This window comes from Streptomyces sp. NPDC047072 (genome assembly GCF_040643855.1).
Taxonomy (GTDB): Bacteria; Actinomycetota; Actinomycetes; order Streptomycetales; family Streptomycetaceae; genus Streptomyces.
The window spans coordinates 1-14,510 of sequence record NZ_JBEYVC010000035.1 but is presented as its reverse complement, the minus strand read 5'-3'; the positions used below and the strand labels follow the sequence as shown (position 1 = coordinate 14,510).

Genomic DNA, 14,510 nt, shown 5'->3' with positions numbered 1-14,510 from the left:
CAGGCTCTGAAAGGGGGAGTGACGATGCGTGGACGTGTGCGGGGCGCTCTGAGGGGCTGGGGCGGGGTCGGGGCGATGGCGGCCGTCTGCGTCCTGGTGCTCGCCTTCGCGCTGCTGCTGCCACTGACCCAGTCGCGCGGCGACGGCAGCACCGGCACGGCCGGACCGGGCCTGACCCGCGCCGACCAGGCGGCGGACGACGACCCGTGCCTGAACCCGGCGATCAAGGCGGCCCCCGAGAAGCAGACGCTGTCCCCGTCGGGCGCGGACGGCACGACCATCGACAGGATCAAGGCCCGGGTCGGCGAGAAGCGCAAGCTGATCGTCGGCGTCGACCAGAACAGCTACCGCTGGGGCTACCGCAACCCCAACGGCGGCGCCGACGCCGATCTGGAGGGCTTCGACATCGACCTGGTCCACCGGATCGCCCAGGACATCCTCGGCGACCCGAACGCGGTCCAGTTCAAGGCGATCCCCACCAACCAGCGCATCCCCGCGATCCAGGAGGGCCGGGTCGACATGGTCGTCCGCACGATGACGATCAACTGCACCCGGCTGGGCCAAGTGGCGTTCTCCGCGCCCTACTTCAAGACCGGCCAGCAGGTCCTCGCCCCCAAGTCCTCGACGATCACGGGCTACGACGACTCCCTGGCGGGCAAGCGGATCTGCACCGCGGCCGGCTCCACCGCCAACACCAAGCTGGTGGAGGACCAGAAGGCGGGCGACCTCGCGCGCAGCACGGACCTGAAAACCACCGTCCCCAACCAACTCGACTGTCTGGTCAGGCTCCAGCTCGGCGAGGTCGACGCGGTGGTCACCGACGGCGCCCTCGCCGCGAGCCAGGCCGCCCAGGACCCGACGGTGCAGCTGAAGGGCAAGCCGTTCACCACGGAGTACTACGGCGTGGCGATGAAGAGCGATGCGGACGATCTGGTACGCCGGGTCAACCGGATCCTGGTGGACTACCGCGCGGACCGGGACAACGGCTGGCAGGCGTCGTACAACAGGTGGCTGTCGGCGACACTGGGCAAGGACTCCTCGACAGCGGAGCCGCCCGCACCACAGTACCTGCGCAAGAGCTGACGGACAGGCGACCGGAACCTACAGACGACGACTCGCAGCGAGAGGTGATCGATGGGCGTCACGGACCCCGCCGGGCCGGTGATGGACCGGGACGAGGTGGACCGTGCGCTGGCGCGGCTCGGCGCGGAGCACGAGGCGATCGAGACCTCACTGCTGGCCCTGCAGGACCACGCGGGCCGCAGACTCCTGGAGGGTGCCGAGCTCACCGGCGTCACGAAGGAACGCTGGACGGCGGCCGACGCGTCGATCACCCTGCTGTGGGCGTACTTCGACGCGTACTCCGACGCGCTGCGCTCCGCGCGGGAGATCCGCTCGCGGCGCCGCTGGTCCAGCCGAGAGGACCTGGTGGAGCTGACCGAACTGCTGCGCGGCGAGGCGGTGACGGTCGCCGGCTCGGCCTCCGCGACCGCCAACGCGCCCACGCTGCTGGGCGGTTCGGGCAAGCTGAGCGAGCACTTCTCGCTGGCCGCGCTCGTGGACCGGATGAACGAGCTGTACGCGACGAGCCTGGACATGGTCGTCGCCGCCGACGCGGTCTGGTCGGCGCTGCCCGCGCGGATAGACCTCCTCTCCGCCGAACTCCAGCGCACCCGCAGGCTCGCGCACTCGGTCGGCGTCCGCCCCGGCGAACACCCCTCCGGCGACGACCTGGAGCGCATCACGCGCACGCTCACCGCGCTGCGCGAGCAGGTGGTCTCCGACCCGCTCGCCTTCTGGGTGCCCGCGCAGGGCAGTTCGGCGCCGGGCGGCGGCCGCCCCGACACCACGGCCTACGACCGTGAGGCGCGAGCCCTGGAGGACGTGCGCCGGGAGATCGACGCCGTGCTCACGGTGCGGCAGGACGCCGAGCAGCGGCTGGTGAAGCTGCGGGACGTGCTCTCGCGCGCGGACCGCACCCTCGCCGAGGCGCGCACCGCGCGCGGCGAGGTCCTCGCGAAGATCGCCGCCACGGAGGTGCCGGTGGTCAGCGGCCCGCCGACGGTGCTGCAGGAGCAGTTGGCGACGGCCGCCGAGTACCGCAGACACGCCCAGTGGCACCGCCTGTCCCCGCTCCTTGAGTCCCTGGAGCAGAAGGCGGAGGACGAACTGCTGCGCGCCCGCGAGTCGTTGACCGCGGTCACCGCGCCGCTCGCGGTCCGCGCCGAACTGCGCGGCCGCCTCGACGCGTACAAGGCGAAGGTCGCCCGGCACGGCCTCGCGGAGGACCCGTTCCTCATCGAGCGGTACGACGCGGCCCGCCGCATGCTGTGGAGCGCGCCCTGCGACCTGCGCGTCGCCGAGCAGGCCGTGCTGCGCTACCAGCGGGCGGCCGCGGACCTGTTCGGCGCCCCCGGGGTGCCGCGGCAGAGCGGTCCCGAGGACCGCAGGGGGGAGTCGATGTCATGAGTGAGGCGCAGCGGACCTGCCAACGGCCGGGCTGCGAGGGCACGTACGAGGACATGGGCGGCGGCGAGCTGTACTGCGACACCTGCGGGCTCGCCCCGGTGGTCGCGGCCGGTTCGTCGTCCACGGGGACGGCCGGCGGCAGGGACTCGCAGGGCAGCGCCGGTTCGCGCTCCAGCCGCGCCAGTTCGCGTACGTCCGCGCAGTCGTCGAAGTCGCGGCGCTCGGTGTCGGGGCGGCTCTCGCGCTCGCTGTCGGGGAAGTCCACGGGCCGGTCGGTGTCGGTGCGCAGCTCCGGCTCCGGCACGGGTTCGAGCACCCGCGGCCGGCTCGGCGCGGGGCTGGTGGAGGTGCCCGGGGTGCCGCGGCCCGACCCGCGCGGGATGGTCCTGGAGAACCCCGAGGTGCCTGAGCGCAAGCGGTTCTGCTCGCGCTCCGACTGCGGTGCGCCGGTGGGTCGTTCACGCGGTGAGCGCGGCGGGCGCACGGAGGGGTTCTGCACCAAGTGCGGCCACCCGTACTCCTTCGTGCCGAAGCTGAAGGCCGGCGACATCGTGCACGGCCAGTACGAGGTCGTGGGCTGTCTGGCGCACGGCGGTCTGGGCTGGGTCTACCTCGCCGTGGACCGGGCCGTGTCCGACCGGTGGGTGGTGCTCAAGGGCCTGCTCGACACCGGCGACCAGGACGCGATGGCCGCGGCGATCTCCGAGCGGCGCTTCCTCGCGGAGATCGAGCACGCCAACATCGTGCGGATCTACAACTTCGTGGAACACCTCGACCAGCGCACCGGCTCGCTGGACGGGTACATCGTCATGGAGTACGTCGGCGGCAAGTCGCTCAAGGAGATCGCCAACGAGCGCCGTACGCCGGGTGGGAAGCGGGATCCGCTGCCGGTCGAGCAGGCGTGCGCGTACGGCATCGAGGCGCTGGAGGCGCTCGGGCACCTGCACAGCCGCAACCTGCTGTACTGCGACTTCAAGGTCGACAACGCCATCCAGACCGAGGACCAGCTCAAGCTGATCGACATGGGCGCGGTGCGCAGGATGGACGACGAGGAGTCGGCCATCTACGGCACGGTCGGCTACCAGGCGCCCGAGGTCGCCGACGTCGGTCCGTCGGTCGCCTCCGACCTCTACACGGTCGGCCGGACGCTCGCCGTGCTCACCCTGGATTTCCAGGGCTACACCAACGTCTTCGTGGACTCGCTGCCCGACCCCGACCACATCGAGGTCTTCCGGCAGTACGAGTCCTTCTACCGGCTCCTGGTCCGCGCCACCGACCCCGACCCGGCCCGCCGCTTCGCCTCCGCGCAGGAGATGAGCGAGCAGCTGACGGGCGTCCTGCGCGAGGTCGTCTCCCTGCAGACCGGCCGCGCCCGCCCGAGCCTGTCAACCCTGTTCGGCCCCGAACTGCGCGTCACGGACACGGGGTTGTTCTCGAAGCTGGAGGGTGAGGTGTCGCGGCTGGGCGCGCGGGTGGCTCCACCGGGCCGGTGGGGACGCAGGACCCCGGCGTCCGGACCGGGTGCCACGGGTCCGCTCTCCGGCGCCGCTTCCTCCTCGGCCGCCTTGTCCGCCTCCGCTGCCTCCTCGGCCGTGTCCTCCGCCGCTCACCTCTCTGCCGGCGGCGGAGCCGTCAACGGCTTCGGGGCGCCCGGTCTCGTCAAGGCCGTCGACGCCGGCGCCGCCTCGCTCGCTCTTCCGGTGCCGCACATCGACTCGTCCGACCCCAACGCCGGGTTCCTCGCCGGGCTCATGACCACCGCGCCCTCGGAGCTGCTCGGCGCCCTCGCCGCCGCGCCCGCCGCGTCGACCGAGACCCGGCTCCGGCAGATCCGCGCCTGGCTGGAGAACGGCGACGCCGACACCGCGCACCAGGCCCTGCTGACGCTGGAGGAGGAGCGGCCGGACGACTGGCGGGTGGTCTGGTACCGCGGTGTCGCCGCCCTCGTCACCGGCGACCACGAGGCCGCCGCCCTCGCCTTCGACGCGATCTACGACGCCTTCCCCGGCGAGCCCGCCCCCAAGCTGGCCCTCGGCCTGTGCGCGGAGGTCCTCGGCCAGCTCGACAACGCCGCCGAGTACTACCGCCTGGTCTGGTCGACCGACCCGAGCTATGTGAGCGCCGCGTTCGGCCTCGCGCGCGTGCAACTGGCCACCGGGGACCGCCGTAGCGCCGTGCAGACGCTGGAGTCCGTGCCGGAGTCCTCGATCCACTACACCGCCGCCCGGGTCGCCGCCGTCCGGGCCCGGCTGCGCGGCCGTACCGCGACCGCCGGCGACGTACCCTTCCTGGACGACCTGACCGCCGCCGCGGGCCAGGTGGAGGCGCTGGAGGCGTACGGCCTGGACCCCGCGCGCCGCGAGCAGTTGTCGGCGGAGGTGCTGGGCGCGGCCCTGGACTGGATACTCTCCGGTAGCCAGGGTTCCGTCGCCCCCGCCGCCGGGACCCGGGTGCTGCTCGGCAGCGGACTGGACGAGCGGGGACTGCGGTTCGGCCTGGAGCGCTCGTACCGCACGCTGGCCCGGCTCGCGTCGGGCGGCGAGGAGAGGATCGACCTGGTGGAACGAGCCAACCGTTACCGCCCCCGGACGTGGGTGTAGTTGATGTCGCAGATGCCCCAGCAGACCTCGTTGTCGAGGTGTCCGAGCTGCGAGGAACCGCTCGAGTCGGGCGACCGTTTCTGCGGCGCGTGCGGATACGACCTGTCCGCCGTACCGCCACGGCCGGACGACAACCCGACCATCGTCATGAACGGCCGGACCCCGCCGCCCGGCGCCCCCTGGCCGGAGGTCTCCCACCACCCCGCGGAGGTCCACCTGCCCACCGACCTGCACGGCGCCGACTCCGGCGGCCAGCAGCCGCCGCCGTCCGGGCCGGTCACCGGCTCCCCGGTCTCCCCCGCCTCCGGGGTGCGCTTCGACCGCCCCTCGGAGCCCGACGCGTATCTGTTGCAGGCCCCGGACCCGCGGGTGGTCCCGGACCACGCGACCCTGCCCGAAGGAGTCAAGGTGTGCGTGGCCTGCCGGGCCGGCCGGGTCGACGACGACGGCTACTGCGAGAACTGCGGGCACGCCCAGCCCCGTGAGCGCGACCACATGGAGCAGGAGGCGGGCCCGATCGCCGCCGTCAGCGACCGCGGGCTGCGCCACCACCGCAACGAGGACGCCTTCGCCCTGGGCAACGCCCTGCTGCCGGACGGCACCTGCGCGCCGGTGGCGGTCGTCTGCGACGGCGTCTCCTCCGCGACCCGCCCCGACGCCGCCTCCATGGCCGCCTCCCGGGCCGCCGCGGACGCGCTGCTGGCCGCCCTGCCGCAGGGCGTCCACCCCCAGCAGGCCATGCAGGACGCGATCGTCGCCGCCTCCCACGCGGTCAACGCGCTCGCCCGGGAGCCCGCCACGGCCCGCGAGCACGCCCCGCACCAGAACGCCCCCGCCTGCACCTTCGTCGGCGCGGTCGTCACCTCCAGCCTCCTCGTGGTGGGCTGGGTCGGCGACAGCCGCGCCTACTGGGTCCCGGCGGACCGCAGTTCACCCCCGGCCCGGCTCACCGAGGACGACTCGTGGGCCGCGCAGATGGTCGCCGCGGGCCTGATGAACGAGGCGGAGGCGTACGCCGACGAGCGCGCCCACGCGATCACCGGCTGGCTCGGCGCGGACGCCTACGAACTCGACCCGCACACCGCTTCCTTCAAGCCGGACCGGCCTGGTGTGGTGGTGGTGTGCACCGACGGCCTGTGGAACTACGCGGAGGCGGCCGAGGAGATGGCCGAGGCCGTGCCGCTCGACGCCGGCGCGCATCCGCTGCACAGCGCCCGGGTCCTGGTCGGCCACGCCCTGGACGGCGGGGGCCACGACAACGTAACAGTGGCCGTCGTGCCGTTCCCCGCCCCGCCGCAAGGGGCAGGATCGGCCTGAGGCCTGAAGCCTGAGGCTGCGCACACGGGGGAAGGCTTCGGTGGACCGGAGGGGACCGGTCCGTTCACAGTCGCCCCGCGAACACGGGGTTTTCAAGGGGGATTTGAGTAGGTATGGCCAATTTCTCGAAGTCGAACGTGCCGCAGTTCTCGATGGACGTCTACCAGAACGAGTACCTGCCCGAGGGCGGCCGTGAGGTCAACGCGATCGTCACCGTCACCGCGACCGGCGGCGGCACCATCGGCAGCGCGGTCGCCGCGCCGCACCTCTGGTCGGCGGGCCAGGGCCCGGACGCGGCGGTGGCGCTCATGGTCGACTGCTCCGGCTCCATGGACTACCCGCCGACCAAGATGCGCAACGCCCGCGACGCCACGGCCGCCGCGATCGACACCCTGCGCGACGGCGTGCGGTTCGCGGTGATCGGCGGCACGCACGTGGCCAAGGAGGTCTACCCCGGCAGCGGCCGGCTCGCCGTCGCCGACGCCACCACCCGCGAGCAGGCCAAGCAGGCCCTGCGCAAGCTCAGCGCGGGCGGCGGCACCGCCATCGGCACCTGGCTGCGCCTCGCCGACCGGCTGCTCTCCTCGGCCGAGGTCGCCATCCGGCACGGCATCCTGCTCACCGACGGCCGCAACGAACACGAGTCGCCGGAGGACCTCAAGGCCGCCCTCGACGCCTGCGCCGGCCGCTTCACCTGTGACGCGCGGGGCGTGGGCACCGACTGGGAAGTGAAAGAAGTCACAGGGATCGCCTCCGCGCTGCTCGGCAGCGCCGACATCGTCGCCGATCCGGCCGGTCTCGCCGCCGACTTCACGCAGATGATGGAGGCGGCCATGGGCAAGGAGGTCGCGGACGTCTCGCTGCGGGTCTGGACGCCGGTCGGTACGACGATCAAGTTCGTCAAGCAGGTCGCGCCCACCGTCGAGGAGCTCACCGACCGGCGCACCGAGGCCGGTCCGCGCGCCGGGGACTACCCCACCGGGTCCTGGGGAGACGAGTCCCGTGACTACCACGTCTGCGTCGAGGTACCGGCCGCGGAGCTGGGCCGGGAGATGCTGGCCGCCCGGGTATCCCTGGTCGTCCCGCAGCCCGACGGCGGCGCCGGGAACCTCGGCGCGCAGGGTCTCGTACGGGCCGTGTGGACCGACGACATGGTCGCCTCGACGTCGATCAACCCGCAGGTCGCGCACTACACGGGCCAGGCCGAACTGGCCCAGGCCATCCAGCAGGGGCTGGACCTCCGCAAAGCGGGAGATATCGACGGAGCGACGGCCAAACTGGGCCGGGCCGTCCAGCTCGCGAGCGCCTCGGGGAACGCGGATACTGCGAAACTGCTTTCGAAGGTGGTGGACGTCGTCGATGCCGCGACAGGTACTGTGCGACTGAAGCCGAAGGTCGAGACCGCCGACGAGATGACCCTCGAAACACGGTCGACAAAGACTGTTCGTGTAAAGAAGTGACCGAAGAACGACCTGTTTGTTCCCTGACTCGAGAGGGGGAAGCGCCGACATGCCGACCTGCCCGAACGGACACCAGTCGGGTTCCGACGACTGGTGCGAGGTCTGCGGTCACCGCATGGCCGGTGCCGTGCCTCCGCCCCCTCCGCCGCCGCCCGCACCGGGTGGGGGCGGCTACGGCTTCCCGCCGCCGCCCGGTAGCCCCGGTGGTCAGCCCGGTGGACGTCCGCATCTGTCCGCCGTGCCGGACCACGAGCCGGAGCTGTGCCCGCAGTGCCGTACGCCCCGTGAGGGCGGTGCGCCGTTCTGCGAGGAGTGCCGGTGGAACTTCCTGACGAACACGGCGACCTCGTACACCCCGGCGGCCCCGCGCCCGTCGGCCGGTTCCGCGGGTCCGCCCTCGCACTTCCAGCAGCAGTCGGGGCCCGGGCCGTCCTTCGGGGGCGGCGGTGACTCGTACGAGTACCAGGGCTCGCGTCCGTCCCAGGTGAACCGCCCCGCGGAACCGATCCCCTTCGGCTCGGAGCAGTCGGGGCGGTCGGGTCCGGGCGGGCCTGGCGGCCCGGGTGCCGGTGGCCCTCCTGGTTTCCCCGGTGACCCGTCGCGTCCCGGTCCGGGTGGACCCGGCGGCGGCCCCGGTGGCCCTGGCGGTCCCGGCGGTTACGGCTACCCGCAGCCCGGCTCCGGTGGCCCCGGCCCCGGTTCCGGTTTCCCCGGTGATCCCTCGCGTCCCGGGCCGGGTGGTCCGGGCGGCGGCTCCGGTGGGCCCGGTGGCGGTCCCGGGGGCCCGCAGGGCTTCCCCGGCGACCCCGGACGTCCCGGCGCGGGCGGCCCAGGTTCCGGTTTCCCCGGCGACCCGTCCCGACCCGGCCCTGGCGCGACCAGCCCCGGTCCTGGTTCCGGTTTCCCCGGCGACCCCTCACGTCCCGGCCCCGGCGGTCCCGGCGGCGGCCCTGGCGGACCCGGCGGCTACGGCTACCCGCAGCCCGGCTCCAGCGCACCTGGCGGCCCCGGACCCTCCGGTTTCCCGGGTGACCCCTCGCGTCCCGGACCCGGCGGCCCCGGCGGACCGGGCGGCTTCCCCGGCGACCCGTCCCGGCCCGGACCCGGCGCGACCAGCCCCGGTCCTGGTTCCGGTTCCGGTTTCCCCGGCGACCCTTCACGTCCCGGTCCCGGCGGAGGCCCCGGCGGCCCCGGTTCCGGTTTCCCCGGCGACCCCTCCCGTCCCGTCCCGCCGCCCCCCGGCCCGACCCCGCCCGCGGGCCCCGGTGCCACGAGCGGTGCGCCGCAGGCCTTCCAGGCGCAGGGCGCGTCCGCCCCGCCCGCCTTCCCGCAGGAGACGAACCGTCCGCAGCCGGGCGGCCCGCCCTTCGGCGGCGGCAACGACGACTGGGTGATCTCCCCGCCGTCCTCCACCGCCCCCGGCGGTCCCGGCGGCGGCCCCGGAGGCCCTGGCGGTCCCGGCGGTTACGGCTACCCGCAGCCCGGCTCCACCCAGGCACCGCCCGCCCCGCCCTTCCAGCAGGGACCGGCGACCTGGACGGCGACGATCGGCCCGGACCGCGAGTACTTCATGGCGATGATGCAGCGCTCGGGACCGGAGGCCGCGGGGCTCAACCTCCCCGCCTACTCCCCCGAGCAGCAGCGCACGCTCACCGGCAACCAGGTCACCATCGGCCGCCGCAGGCACTCCACCGGTGACACCCCGGACATCGACCTGTCGGTGCCGCCGGAGGACCCGGGCGTCTCGCACCAGCACGCGGTACTGGTGCAGCAGCCGGACGGCACGTGGGCGGTCGTCGACCAGAACTCCACCAACGGGACGACGGTGAACGGCGCGGAGGAGCCGATCACGCCGTTCGTACCGGTGCCGTTGCAGGACGGGGACCGGGTGCACGTGGGTGCGTGGACGACGATCACGATCCGGCGCGGCTAGGCCCGTAGTTCACGGCTGGTTCGAGGCGTTCAGTCCCGGAGTGACCAGATGTACGGTCCCTCCGGGCTGTCCAGCCACGCCCACTCGCTCTCGCCGGCGAGCGTGATGCCGTAGCGCTCCCTGCGAGGCTGCCCCTCCCGCTCCCACAGCGCGTACGCCTCCTGCGGCTCCAGGCTGCCGTGTGTCAGCGACAGCAGGAAACGGAAGAGTTCGTTCTCCCGGGCCCGGCGCGGGATTCCGCCGAGTTGGCGGGGCTGGGCCGGGGGCAGGGCCGTGCCGCGCAGGGGGACGAAGTAGGCCGGGGTGGGCAGGAAGCGGCCCTCCGCGCGGCCGTGGTCGTCCACCGTGAGGCTGATCAGACCGTTGGCGAGCGGCGTCAGGACGCGGGCGCCGGGGCGGCACTGGGCGAGCCAGGCGCGCGGTACCGACGGCAGGGCGCAGGTCGCGATGATCCGGTCGAAGGGGGCTCGTTCGGGCACCCCGCGGGCGCCGTCGCCGGTGACGACGGTGGGGTGGTACCCGGCCGCCGCCAGGTGCCGTCGGGCCGACTCGGTGATCTCGGGCTCCAGGTCGACGGTGGTGACCAGGTCGTCGCCGAGCCGGTGCGCGAGCAGCGCCGCGTTGTATCCCGTACCGGCACCGATCTCAAGGACCCTGTGGCCGTCCTCGACCCGCAGTTCGGCGAGCATCATCGCCATGAGGGAGGGCTGGCTGCTGGAGGAGAGCAGTTCGCCGTCGCGCAGCCGGGTGGCGAGCGGGGCGTCGGCGTAGGCCCCGCGCACCCAGCGCTCGCGCGCCGCCGGATCGGGGTGCTCGCCCCATCTGCGCTCGTATCCGCCCAGGACGCCGACGTAGTAGTACGGCACGAACAGGTGCCGCGGCACCGCCGCGAACACCTCCCGCCACACCGGGTCGGCGTCCCAGGCCCCACCCGCGTCGATCTCCCGCACCAACGCCGCCCGCGCCGCGTCGGCGACGCCGGCGAGCTCCTTGCCGAGAGCGTGCACGCCCATACGTCCACTGTGCACCCTGGGCGCGGGAGAGGTCCTAAGCCTTGAGTCCTGGGCCGGGCCGTCTGAGACCATGGGGTACGTGAAAGAGATTCGGCGCGGCACGCTTCAGACGCAGACCTTCTACGAGCAGGTCGGCGGGGAGGAGACCTTCCGCCGCCTCGTCCACCGGTTCTACGAGGGGGTCGCGGAGGACCCGCTCCTGCGGCCGATGTATCCCGAGGAGGACCTGGGGCCTGCCGAGGAGCGCCTGGTGCTCTTCCTGATCCAGTACTGGGGCGGCCCGACGACGTACAGCGACCATCGCGGCCACCCCCGGCTGCGGATGCGGCACGCGCCCTTCACCGTCGACCGCGCGGCCCACGACGCCTGGCTGAAGCACATGCGTGCCGCCGTCGACGAACTCGGCCTGTCCGAGGAGCACGAGACCCAGTTGTGGAACTACCTGACGTACGCGGCCGCGTCGATGGTGAACACCCCGGACTAGATCCCGCGCGTCCCGTGTAGCGCGTGCGCTGAATACCGAATTCCGGTCGCAGGACGCCGGATTCCGGTCACAATCCGGTCAAGCCCGGTCCACAAACGCTTACCCGCACGGCGCCCCTCTGCCAGCATCGCCCGGAGGTCTGGACAACACGGCGGGGGGCCGGGTGACGGGGTTCGGGGGCATCGCACGGTTCGTCCTGCTGCGCGCGCGGGCCCATCGCCTGCTGCCGGCCGCCGCGTTGCTGACGGTCCTGCTGACCACGGCCGTCCTCGCCGCCCTCACCGCCTACTCGGGCGCGATCGGCGACGCCGCCCTGCGCCATGCCCTCCAGGACCCGCGCAACGCCGCCGACACCGCCCTCGTCGTCAAGGCCGACGTACCCGAGGTGCGGCGCACGGCCGCCGACACCGCCGTACGAGAGACCGCGCGGCAGGCCTTCGACGGCCTGCCGGTGACCGTACGGACGCTGCCGCGCTCGGGACCGTACGCGCTGCCGCGTTCGCTCCAGCCGGCGGCCAGGCACTCCGGCGACCCGGACCTGACCCTGTTCGCGGCGCTGGACCCGACCCGGGTGCGGATCGTCGCGGGGCGGATGCCGGGGCCGGCGGACGGAGACGGCGCGGGGCAGACGCCCGACCCGCAGGACGGGACGGTCGCGGAGCAGTCGTCCGACTCGGCCGACAGAGTCGTCGAGGTGGCGCTCCCGCAGGCCGCCGCCCACTCCCTCGGTCTCGCGCCGGGTGCGCGGCTCACCGTCACCGACCGGCTGCGCGGACCGGCCGTACGGATCGTGGTGACCGGGGTGTACCGGCCGGTGCGCGCGGACGATCCGTACTGGCTCCTGGACGAGTTGCGCGGCCGCGGGGTCACCACCCTCGACTTCACGACGTACGGTCCCCTCCTGGCCGATCCGACGGCGCTGGCCGACGGGACGGTGAGCGTCGGGCCGTCCGGCTGGGTCGCGTCGGCGGACTTCTCGACGGCGACGACCACCCGTATCGACGCCCTGCGCCGGGCCTCCGTCGCCGCGAACGCGGCACTGAAGAAGCAGTCCGCGCTGGGCGGTGCGACGACCGCGGCCACCTCGCTGCCGGAGGTTTTGGACCGGATCGACCGCTCGCTGCTGGTCTCCCGCTCCACCCTGCTGATCGTCGCGCTCCAGCTGGTGCTGCTCGCCGGCTGCGCCCTGCTGCTGGTGGCGGGCCTGCTGAGCAGTGAACGCACCGGCGAGAGCCGCCTGTTGCTGGCGCGCGGCGCCACTCGCGCCCGGGTCGCGGGCCTCGCCGCGCTGGAGGCACTGCTGCTGGCCCTGCCCGCGCTGGCCTGTGCCCCGCTGCTGTCGGGCCCGCTGACCCGACTGCTCGCCGGACAGGGGCCGTTGGCGCGGATCGGGCTGCGCCTGGAGGTGCCGTGGGCCGGCCGTCCGGGCGTGTGGCTGGTGGCGGCCGCGGTGGCGCTCGGCTGCGCGCTGGCGGTGACGCTGCCCGCCCTGACGTCGTCCTTCGCGCGCGGGCGGGCCCGGTCGCTGCCCGGCGCGGTGCGGTCGGGCGCGGACCTCGGGCTGCTGGCGGTGGCCGCCGTCGCGTACTGGCAGTTGGGCCGGCAGACCTCCGGCGCGGTGAGCGACGACCGGTCCGGCGTACTGGGCGTGGACCCGCTGCTGGTCGCGGCGCCCGCACTCGCCCTGCTGGCCGGGACCGTCCTGACCCTGCGGCTGCTGCCGCCGATGGCCCGGCTCGCCGAGCGCCGGGCGGCCGGCGGGCGCGGGCTGACCGCCGCGCTCGCGGGCTGGCAGATCGCCCGCCGCCCGCTGCGCGGCGCCGGCCCGGTGCTGCTGCTGGTCCTCGCGACGGCGCTGGGCGTGCTGGCGATCGGCCAGGGCGCCTCCTGGGACCGTTCGCAGTCCGACCAGGCCGACTTCCGCACCGGGGCGCCGGTGCGCGTGCTGGCCGCCGGGGACGTCGGGCCGGGCCGCACCGAGGAGTACGCGGCCGTCCCCCACGTACGGGAGGCCGCCCCCGCCGTACGCTCCGAACTGCCGTTGTCCGGCAGCCGGATCGCGACCGTGCTGGCCCTGGACACCACCACCGCGGCCGACGCGCTGCTGCTGCGCTCCGACCTGTCCGCCGGACCGCCGCTCGCGGGTCTGGCGCCGAAGGGCGCGGCACGGGGCACGAAGGTGCCCGCGGGTACGGCCCGACTCCGGCTGACGGCACGCCTGGACGGCTCCCGCACGCCGGGCGCGACGGCGGAGGTGACCCTGGTGCTGGTGGACCGTTACGGCATCCCGTTCCGGGTCGACGCGGGTCCGCTCCCGGCCGACGGCCGCACCCACCCGGTGGACATCGCCCTCGCCGCGGGCCCGCTGACCCTCACCGGTGTCCAGCTGGTGACCACGCAGCCGCACGGCGATACCGAGCAACACCGGTTCACCATGAGCGAGTTGACAGCCACGGATACGCGGGGGAAGGTACGGCGGCTGCCGCTGTCCACCGACTGGACCGCCGTCTCCCACACCGACACCCAGCCGTCCCTCGCGGACGACGACGCCAAACCGACCCGGCCGCGCGTGAGTTCGGGGTCCGGACGGACCGTGGTCGGCTACGGCACGGGGTACGTCCCCGCCGAAGAGACCTGGAACTTCGGCGTGTTGACCGTGAGCCTGGCGGTCCCGCAGCCCCCGGCCGGGACGCTCGCCGGTGTCGCCACCGACCGGTTCCTCGCCTCCGCGGGCGCCGCCGTCGGACAGAGCGTGGACGTGCCGCTGGGCGGCGAGAGCCTGTCGGTGCGGATCGTGCGGGCCGTGCGGGAGCTGCCGACCGCGACGGCCTCCGGGGATTCCGCGGGCGGTGCGCTGCTGGTCGATCTGCGGTCGGTGAACCGGGAGTTGGACACCCGCCACGACACCGTCGTGCTGCCGACCGAGTGGTGGCTCACGGTGGAACCGGGCACCGCCGGGCAGGTCGCCGCCGCGCTGCGGGCCCGGCCCGACATGGACCCCGCGCAGGTGGTGGTGCGCGACGAGATCGCCTCGCGACTGCGCGACGACCCGTTCGGCGCGGGGCCCGAGGCCGCGTTCACGGCGGCGGCCGGGGTGGCGGCGGCCCTCGCCGCGGTCGGGTTCGCGGTGAGCGCGGCGGGGTCCCTGCTGGAGTGGTCGAGCACGATGCCGGCGTTGCGCACCAGCAGCTCCAGCAGCTCGAACTCGGTGCGGGTCAGCTCCAGCTCGCGCCC

9 protein-coding genes are annotated in these 14,510 nt (G+C 74.1%); 8 read left to right on the top strand and 1 reads right to left on the bottom strand.

Translation table 11 applies throughout. The features are described from left to right. The first annotated feature begins 24 nt into the window (after nt 1-24). The 6 genes from ABZ896_RS17610 to ABZ896_RS17585 all read left to right on the top strand — a co-directional run bounded on the left by ABZ896_RS17610 (nt 25) and on the right by ABZ896_RS17585 (nt 9,779). Nucleotides 25-1,083: a glutamate ABC transporter substrate-binding protein gene (locus ABZ896_RS17610; RefSeq protein ID WP_360929035.1), complete on the top strand. Its 1,059-nt coding sequence runs from the start codon at nt 25-27 to the stop codon at nt 1,081-1,083. Nucleotides 1,084-1,134: 51 nt separating this feature from the next. Further along, on the top strand, nt 1,135-2,469 hold the full coding sequence (locus ABZ896_RS17605; protein WP_360929032.1) for a hypothetical protein: 1,335 nt from the start codon (nt 1,135-1,137) through the stop codon (nt 2,467-2,469). Further along, nucleotides 2,466-5,069: a tetratricopeptide repeat protein gene (locus ABZ896_RS17600; RefSeq protein WP_360929029.1), complete on the top strand. Its 2,604-nt coding sequence runs from the start codon at nt 2,466-2,468 to the stop codon at nt 5,067-5,069. Before ABZ896_RS17605 ends, ABZ896_RS17600 begins: the two co-directional genes overlap by 4 nt. Continuing rightward, nucleotides 5,070-6,386, top strand: a complete 1,317-nt coding sequence (locus ABZ896_RS17595) for a PP2C family serine/threonine-protein phosphatase (protein ID WP_360929026.1) — start codon at nt 5,070-5,072, stop codon at nt 6,384-6,386. It begins immediately after the preceding gene. 113 nt (nt 6,387-6,499) lie between these two features. Then, nucleotides 6,500-7,846, top strand: a complete 1,347-nt coding sequence (locus ABZ896_RS17590; protein ID WP_360929023.1) for a VWA domain-containing protein — start codon at nt 6,500-6,502, stop codon at nt 7,844-7,846. A 49-nt stretch (nt 7,847-7,895) separates the two neighbouring features. Continuing rightward, nucleotides 7,896-9,779, top strand: coding sequence for an FHA domain-containing protein (locus ABZ896_RS17585; protein WP_360929021.1), 1,884 nt, complete (start codon nt 7,896-7,898; stop codon nt 9,777-9,779). 29 nt (nt 9,780-9,808) lie between these two features. Here ABZ896_RS17585 and ABZ896_RS17580 read toward each other — a convergent pair whose 3' ends face one another. Further along, complete coding sequence (locus ABZ896_RS17580) at nt 9,809-10,792, bottom strand: methyltransferase domain-containing protein (RefSeq protein ID WP_360929019.1); 984 nt, start codon at nt 10,790-10,792, stop codon at nt 9,809-9,811. 70 nt (nt 10,793-10,862) lie between these two features. Here ABZ896_RS17580 and ABZ896_RS17575 point away from each other — a divergent pair, with 70 nt between their 5' ends. Beyond that, complete coding sequence (locus ABZ896_RS17575; RefSeq protein WP_360929016.1) at nt 10,863-11,276, top strand: globin; 414 nt, start codon at nt 10,863-10,865, stop codon at nt 11,274-11,276. A 163-nt stretch (nt 11,277-11,439) separates the two neighbouring features. Beyond that, nucleotides 11,440-14,510: FtsX-like permease family protein (locus tag ABZ896_RS17570; protein ID WP_360929013.1), on the top strand; the 3,071-nt coding region annotated here is incomplete at its 3' end.

Coding starts and splice junctions, on each gene's coding strand:
- ABZ896_RS17610 (WP_360929035.1), top strand. CDS start 25: ATGCGTGGACGTGTGCGGGGCGCTCTGAGGGGCTGGGGCGGGGTCGGG.
- ABZ896_RS17580 (WP_360929019.1), bottom strand. CDS start 10,792: ATGGGCGTGCACGCTCTCGGCAAGGAGCTCGCCGGCGTCGCCGACGCG.
- ABZ896_RS17590 (WP_360929023.1), top strand. CDS start 6,500: ATGGCCAATTTCTCGAAGTCGAACGTGCCGCAGTTCTCGATGGACGTC.
- ABZ896_RS17600 (WP_360929029.1), top strand. CDS start 2,466: ATGAGTGAGGCGCAGCGGACCTGCCAACGGCCGGGCTGCGAGGGCACG.
- ABZ896_RS17575 (WP_360929016.1), top strand. CDS start 10,863: ATGGGGTACGTGAAAGAGATTCGGCGCGGCACGCTTCAGACGCAGACC.
- ABZ896_RS17585 (WP_360929021.1), top strand. CDS start 7,896: ATGCCGACCTGCCCGAACGGACACCAGTCGGGTTCCGACGACTGGTGC.
- ABZ896_RS17605 (WP_360929032.1), top strand. CDS start 1,135: ATGGGCGTCACGGACCCCGCCGGGCCGGTGATGGACCGGGACGAGGTG.